At 61.1% G+C, this 6000-nt stretch carries 5 protein-coding genes and 1 riboswitch; all 5 genes read left to right on the top strand.

What is annotated here, in order from left to right; translation table 11 throughout:
• The first annotated feature begins 207 nt into the window (after nt 1–207).
• A complete protein-coding gene (groES, locus tag AB5202_RS01460; RefSeq protein ID WP_022094351.1) occupies nt 208–501 on the top strand; it encodes a co-chaperone GroES in 294 nt (97 codons plus the stop codon).
• 96 nt (nt 502–597) lie between these two features.
• Nucleotides 598–2235: a chaperonin GroEL gene (gene groL / locus AB5202_RS01455; RefSeq protein WP_006234938.1), complete on the top strand. Its 1638-nt coding sequence runs from the start codon at nt 598–600 to the stop codon at nt 2233–2235.
• Nucleotides 2236–2494: 259 nt separating this feature from the next.
• A riboswitch (FMN riboswitch) is annotated at nt 2495–2685 on the top strand.
• Nucleotides 2686–2690: 5 nt separating this feature from the next.
• A complete protein-coding gene (locus tag AB5202_RS01450; RefSeq protein ID WP_368143976.1) occupies nt 2691–3281 on the top strand; it encodes an ECF transporter S component in 591 nt (196 codons plus the stop codon).
• Complete coding sequence (locus AB5202_RS01445; RefSeq protein ID WP_368143977.1) at nt 3278–5182, top strand: energy-coupling factor transporter ATPase; 1905 nt, start codon at nt 3278–3280, stop codon at nt 5180–5182. The genes AB5202_RS01450 and AB5202_RS01445 overlap by 4 nt, the downstream gene beginning before the upstream one ends.
• Nucleotides 5182–5982 carry an energy-coupling factor transporter transmembrane component T family protein gene (locus AB5202_RS01440; RefSeq protein WP_368143978.1) on the top strand — a complete coding sequence of 267 codons (801 nt, stop codon included), beginning with the start codon at nt 5182–5184 and terminating at the stop codon, nt 5980–5982. The genes AB5202_RS01445 and AB5202_RS01440 overlap by 1 nt, the downstream gene beginning before the upstream one ends.
• Nucleotides 5983–6000: the final 18 nt, after the last annotated feature.

Genomic DNA, 6000 nt, shown 5'->3' with positions numbered 1-6000 from the left:
AAACCTTATGCCCCGCCCCTCCGGAGCCACACGGGAGCCACTGCTAAGTTATCCCCCGGCATTCAGAAAATCTAAGTGCCAAAAAATAAGATTTTTTGACTCTGTGTTGTATAACCCGCCATTCGTGGGTACCATTCAACGCGTACGCAAACAAAAAGGGTTAATTCGCGTGGTATAACCGCGCGGCCCAAAAAGGAGGAGACAAGCATGTCGTCTTTGAAGCCGCTTGCAGATCGTGTTCTGGTCAAGCCCGACGAGGCCGAGCAGAAGACCGCTTCTGGTCTGTATATCGCCAGCAACGCTCAGGAGAAGCCGCAGCGTGGCACCATCGTTGCCGTTGGCGCCGGCAAGGTCAACGACAAGGGTGAGCGCATCCCCATGGACGTCAAGGTCGGTGACGTTGTCATCTACGGTAAGTTCGGTGGCAACGAGGTCAAGGTCGACGGCGAGAAGTATCTGCTGATGCGCGCCGACGACATCTACGCCGTCGTCGAGGCCTAGTCTCGTCAGAATCTCTGATTCGTCTTTGAACGCGCCCGCCGCACAGGACTCGGAAGCGGCGACGCGAGTCACATTTCTTTTGGAGGATTACCTACCATGGCAAAGAACATTACGTTCAACACCGATGCCCGCGCTAAGCTTGCCAAGGGCGTCAACACTCTGGCCGACGCCGTTACCGTCACCATGGGCCCCAAGGGTCGCTACGTTGCGCTGCAGCGCACGTTCGGTGCCCCGACCATCACCAACGACGGCGTTTCCGTCGCCAAGGAGATCGAGCTCGAGGACAACATCGAGAACATGGGCGCTCAGCTGGTGAAGGAGGTCGCCACCAAGACCAACGACACCGTGGGTGACGGCACCACCACCGCAACCCTGCTCGCCCAGGCCATCGTCAACGACGGTCTGCGCAACGTCGCCGCTGGCGCCAACCCGCTGGCCATCCGTCGCGGCATCGACAAGGCCGTTAACGCCGCCGTCGCCGAGATGAAGAAGCAGGCCAAGCCGGTCGAGACCAAGGAGCAGATCGCTTCCGTCGGTACCATCTCCGCTGGTGACCCCGAGGTCGGCGAGAAGATCGCCGAGGCCATGGAGGTCGTGGGCAAGGACGGCGTCATCACCGTCGAGGATTCCCAGACGTTCGACATCACCATCGACACCGTCGAGGGCATGCAGTTCGACAAGGGCTATGTCTCCGCTTACTTCGTCACGGACAACGACCGCATGGAGGCCGTGATGAAGGATCCGTACATCCTCATCACCGACCAGAAGATCTCCAGCGTTCAGGACATCATGCCCGTTCTCGAGGCTGTCCAGCGCGCTGGCCGTGGCCTGCTCATCATCGCTGAGGACATCGACGGCGAAGCTCTGCCTACCCTGGTCCTCAACAAGATCCGTGGCGCCCTCAACGTCTGCGCCGTCAAGGCCCCGGGCTACGGCGATCGCCGCAAGCGCATTCTCGAGGACATCGCCGTCCTCACCGGTGGCCAGGCTGCCCTGGACGAGTTGGGCGTGAAGGTCGCTGACATCACCGCCGATATGCTCGGTACCGCTAAGTCCGTCACCATCTCTAAGGACAACACCGTCGTCGTCGGCGGCGCTGGCTCCAAGGAGGCCATCGACGCCCGTATCGCTCAGATTAAGGGCGAGATGGAGAACACCACCTCTGACTTCGACCGTGAGAAGCTCCAAGAGCGCCTGGCCAAGCTCTCCGGTGGCGTTGCCGTCATCAAGGTCGGCGCTGCTACCGAGTCCGAGCTCAAGGAGATCAAGCACCGCGTCGAGGATGCCCTGCAGGCTACCCGCGCTGCTGTCGAGGAGGGCATCGTCGCCGGCGGTGGCGTCGCCTTCATGGACGCTGCTCCTGCGCTCGACGCTGTCGAGATCGACGACCCCGAGGAGAAGATCGGCGTCGACATCGTCAAGAAGGCTCTGACCGCTCCGGTCGCTACCATCGCCAAGAACGCTGGCTTTGAGGGCGCTGTCGTGGTCGACAAGGTTGCCGAGCTGCCCGCCGGCCAGGGTCTCAACTCTGCCAACGGCGAGTGGGGCGACATGATCGAGATGGGCGTCCTCGACCCCGTCAAGGTCAGCCGCGTCACCCTGCAGAACGCTGCTTCTGTCGCCAGCCTGATCCTCATCACCGAGGCTACCGTCTCCGATGTGCCCAAGAACACTCAGCTTGAGGACGCTATCGCTGCTGCCACCGCTGGTCAGCAGGGCGGCGGTATGTACTAAGGCCGACAAGGTCTAGAACGCCCCCGGATTCCCTGCGTTTACGGCCTTGAGGTCGGCGGTCGGAGAAGGACGTGGTTGATAGGGATACGTGTTCCTTTCGCTGTTTCGCGGCTTTGCCGCGAAAGGCGCGTTACTTTGGCGTGGACGGAGAACGTGGTTATCGCGTTAACTTGTCCCGCTCGCATTTCTGGAGCGTTCCCCCCGCCATAAATTAGCCTCAGCATACTTGCACGAATACCCTCTCGTGCTACACTTGCAGTTGCTGTTTCAGGGCGGGGTGGAATTCCCCACTGGCGGTAAATCGGGCGGTGTCAAAGGGACGCCGTGGCGCAGGCGAGGACCTGCGTCGAGCCGATGAGTCCGCGACCCGTGTGTGCGTTGGTTCGCATGCCGGCTGAACTGGTGAGATCCCAGTACCAACGGTTAGAGTCCGGATGAAAGAGGCAGGTGATCTTATGTCTGAACAGTCGCAGCATATCCATTTTGAGAACACGAATAGGTGGAGCACCAAACAGCTCGTTACCATGGCGTTGATGTGCGCCTTGGGCGCCCTGTTTATGTACGTGCAGCTGCCCATCCTTCCTTCGGCGCCGTTTTTGACGTATGACCCGTCGCTGGTGCCGGCAATGGTGTGCGGGTTTGCATATGGCCCCGGTGCCGGCACCGCTGTTGCCGCCATGGCGATCGTTATCCACGCGCTTACCACGGGTGACTGGGTCGGTGCGCTTATGAACTTGGTTGCCACGCTGGGCTATATTCTGCCTGCGGCTATCGTCTACCAGAAGATGCACACCTACAAGGGTGCCGTGATTGGCCTGGCGCTGGGCGTTATTGCCGCTACGGTGCTTTCTATGGTTGCGAATCTGACCATTGGCGTTTGGTTCTGGTATGGCTCGGTTGATGTGATCGCCCCGCTCATGATTCCTGCCGTGCTGCCGTTCAACCTTATCAAGACCGTGCTTAACTCGGTGTTGACACTGGCGGTGTATAAAGCGGTCTCCAACCTCATCACGCCTAAAAAGGACCAGGTCAAAGGCCGCGCATGATTGAGTGTCGGGGTGTTTCCTTTAGCTATGACGGTGCCGTGTCGGCACTCGACGGTATCGATCTGAACATCGAGGACGGGGAGTTTTTCTGCATTCTCGGTGGCAATGGGTCGGGCAAGTCGACGTTTGCCAAGCATCTGAATGCGCTGTTGCAACCCGATGCGGGCACGGTACGCATCAACGGCATGGATGCGTCCGACCCCGAGCTGGTCTACGACATTCGTTCGACCGCGGGCATGGTATTCCAGAATCCCGATGATCAGCTGGTGGCAACGCTTGTCGAAGATGATGTTGCGTTTGGTCCCGAAAACCTAGGCGTGCCATCGGCGCAAATTGCGCAGCGCGTGCGCGAGGCGCTGAAGGGTGTGGGCCTGGTGGGCTTTGAGCGCCATGAGACCCACGCGCTTTCGGGCGGTCAAAAGCAGCGCGTGGCGCTTGCCGGCGTGCTCGCCATGGAACCGCGCGTGCTCATATTGGACGAGGCTTCCTCGATGCTCGATCCGCGCGGACGCAAGGGCCTTATGAAAGCGTGCCGCGCACTCCACGATCGCGGCATGACCATCGTGATGATTACGCACTTTATGGAAGAGGCTGCCGAGGCCGATCGTGTCGCGGTGTTTCGGGCGGGACGAGTTGCCATGCTCGGTAAGCCCGAGGAAATCTTGACGCGGGCGGACGAACTTGCGCAGCTCAATTTGGATATGCCGGCGTCGTGCTGTCTAGGTAGGGCACTTCGTGCGAAGGGTGTGCCCGTTCACGCGCAGGTGCGCGAGGCGGATATGGTTACCGAGGTTGCGCAGGTCTATACCGAGCGAAGTGGAGCAGACATCGCGGGGCAGTCTTCCGTATCCCAGTGGGAAATCGCTGACGGCACTGTTCCGGTTGGCAACGAGGGGAACGCGTCGGAGCCCGTCATCGAGCTATCCCATGTTTCGTACAGTTATTCGCTCAGTCCGCGCGAGCGCCGCCGCTGGCATAAGCGCTCGGCCACTGCGGGCAAATCGAGCAAACAGGCTCTCTGGGGAAACGACCCCAGCAGCCCGTGGGCGCTGCGCGATGTATCGCTGACGGTGCGTCGCGGCGAGTTCCTGGGCTTGGCAGGTCATACCGGTTCGGGTAAGTCGACGCTGGTCCAGCATCTCAACGGTTTGATTCGCCCTCAGGAGGGATCCGTTCGCGCGCTGGGGCTCGATCTGTCAAACAAGAAAGACGCCGCCGCGGTTAAGGCCAAGGTCGGCGTGGTGTTTCAATATCCCGAGCGTCAGCTGTTTGCCGAAACCGTGGCGCAGGACGTGGCGTTTGGTCCGCACAACCTTGGCTTGTCGCAGGCCGAGGTTGCCCGCCGCGTTGAGACATCGCTCTCGCGCGTGGGCCTCGACCTTTCCACGGTCGGCGACAAGAGTCCCTTTGAGCTTTCGGGCGGTCAGCAACGGCGTGTGGCATTCGCCGGCGTACTCGCCATGGAGCCCGAAGTCCTGGTGCTCGATGAACCCATGGCGGGGCTCGATCCGGCTGCGCGCAGGGATTTCCTAGGGCTCATCGACCGACTTCACCGCGATGGCCTGACCGTTGTCATGGTTTCGCACAGCATGGATGACCTGGCCAATTGCTGCGACCGTATTGTCGTGATGAACGAGGGCGCGGTGTTTGCCGAGGGCACGCCCGCTCAGGTGTTTGCGCATGCCGATGAGCTCAAGTCGATCGGCTTGGGCGTTCCCGCCGCCCAGCGTATGGCGCTGGCGCTTACGGAGGCGGGCGTGCCGCTGCGTCGCGGCGGGCTCTATACGGTTGAGTCGTTGGCCGACGAGTTGGCAGATTTGCTGATCGGTCGCTCGGACGGTCCTTCTAACGTCGCGGACATTGCTAAATCCAAGACGGTCTCGCGAGAGGAGGGCTGCTGATGGAGGCGTTTTCGTTTGGCAGCTACTATCCCGGCGATAGTGCGATCCACCGCCTGGACCCGCGAACTAAGTTGCTCTTGGGCTTTGTGTTTCTGATCACGACGCTCACAGTCAGCAGCTTCCGCGGACTGGCCCCTGTCGCAATTTTCGTCGTGCTGATCTATGCCGTGTCTCGGGTGCCGGTTCGTCGCGTTCTGTCGTCGATGGCGCCGCTGCTGGCAATCGTCGTCGTGGTCGCGGTGCTCAACTTGTTTACCGATCAGAGTGGGCGCATCCTGTGGCAGCTCGGCTTTCTGCAGATAAGCGAGGGCTCACTGCGTTCTGCCGCCTTTATGGCGTGCCGCCTGACGTTGATGATGGCCGGCATGAGCGCCATTACACTCACCACGCCGACGCTCGACCTCACCGCGGGCTTTGAGCGCCTGCTCGCGCCGTTTGCGCGTGTGGGACTTCCTGCGCACGAGCTCGGCATGATCATGGGTATCGCGCTACGCTTTATGCCGCAGTTTGCCACTGAGATGAAGCAGACGGCCGATGCACAGGCAAGCCGCGGCGCGCGCGTGACGGGCGGTCCGCTCGGCGGCGTGCGTATGCTCGGCAGTGTGGCGATTCCGCTGTTCACGGGCGTGTTCCGCCGTGCCGAGACGCTGTCTGCCGCCATGGATGCACGCTGCTATCACGGCGAGCAGGGCCGCACGCGCCTGCATGCGCTTGCATTTGGCCGCGGCGATGCGTTGGCGGCGGTGGTGACGGCGTTGCTGCTCATCTGCGTCATCGTCATCAATCTTCAACTTGTTTAGGCGCGATTCGGGCGCAAG

Source organism: Collinsella aerofaciens, from assembly GCF_040915545.1.
Taxonomy (GTDB): domain Bacteria; phylum Actinomycetota; class Coriobacteriia; order Coriobacteriales; family Coriobacteriaceae; genus Collinsella; species Collinsella aerofaciens_BE.
Note: the sequence above shows the minus strand (reverse complement) of the source record. Positions and strands in the feature narration are given on the sequence as shown.

Excerpts from the sequence above, each read along its gene's own strand:
- groES (WP_022094351.1), top strand. The coding sequence starts at position 208 with ATGTCGTCTTTGAAGCCGCTTGCAGATCGTGTTCTGGTCAAGCCCGAC.
- groL (WP_006234938.1), top strand. The coding sequence starts at position 598 with ATGGCAAAGAACATTACGTTCAACACCGATGCCCGCGCTAAGCTTGCC.
- AB5202_RS01450 (WP_368143976.1), top strand. The coding sequence starts at position 2,691 with ATGTCTGAACAGTCGCAGCATATCCATTTTGAGAACACGAATAGGTGG.
- AB5202_RS01445 (WP_368143977.1), top strand. The coding sequence starts at position 3,278 with ATGATTGAGTGTCGGGGTGTTTCCTTTAGCTATGACGGTGCCGTGTCG.
- AB5202_RS01440 (WP_368143978.1), top strand. The coding sequence starts at position 5,182 with ATGGAGGCGTTTTCGTTTGGCAGCTACTATCCCGGCGATAGTGCGATC.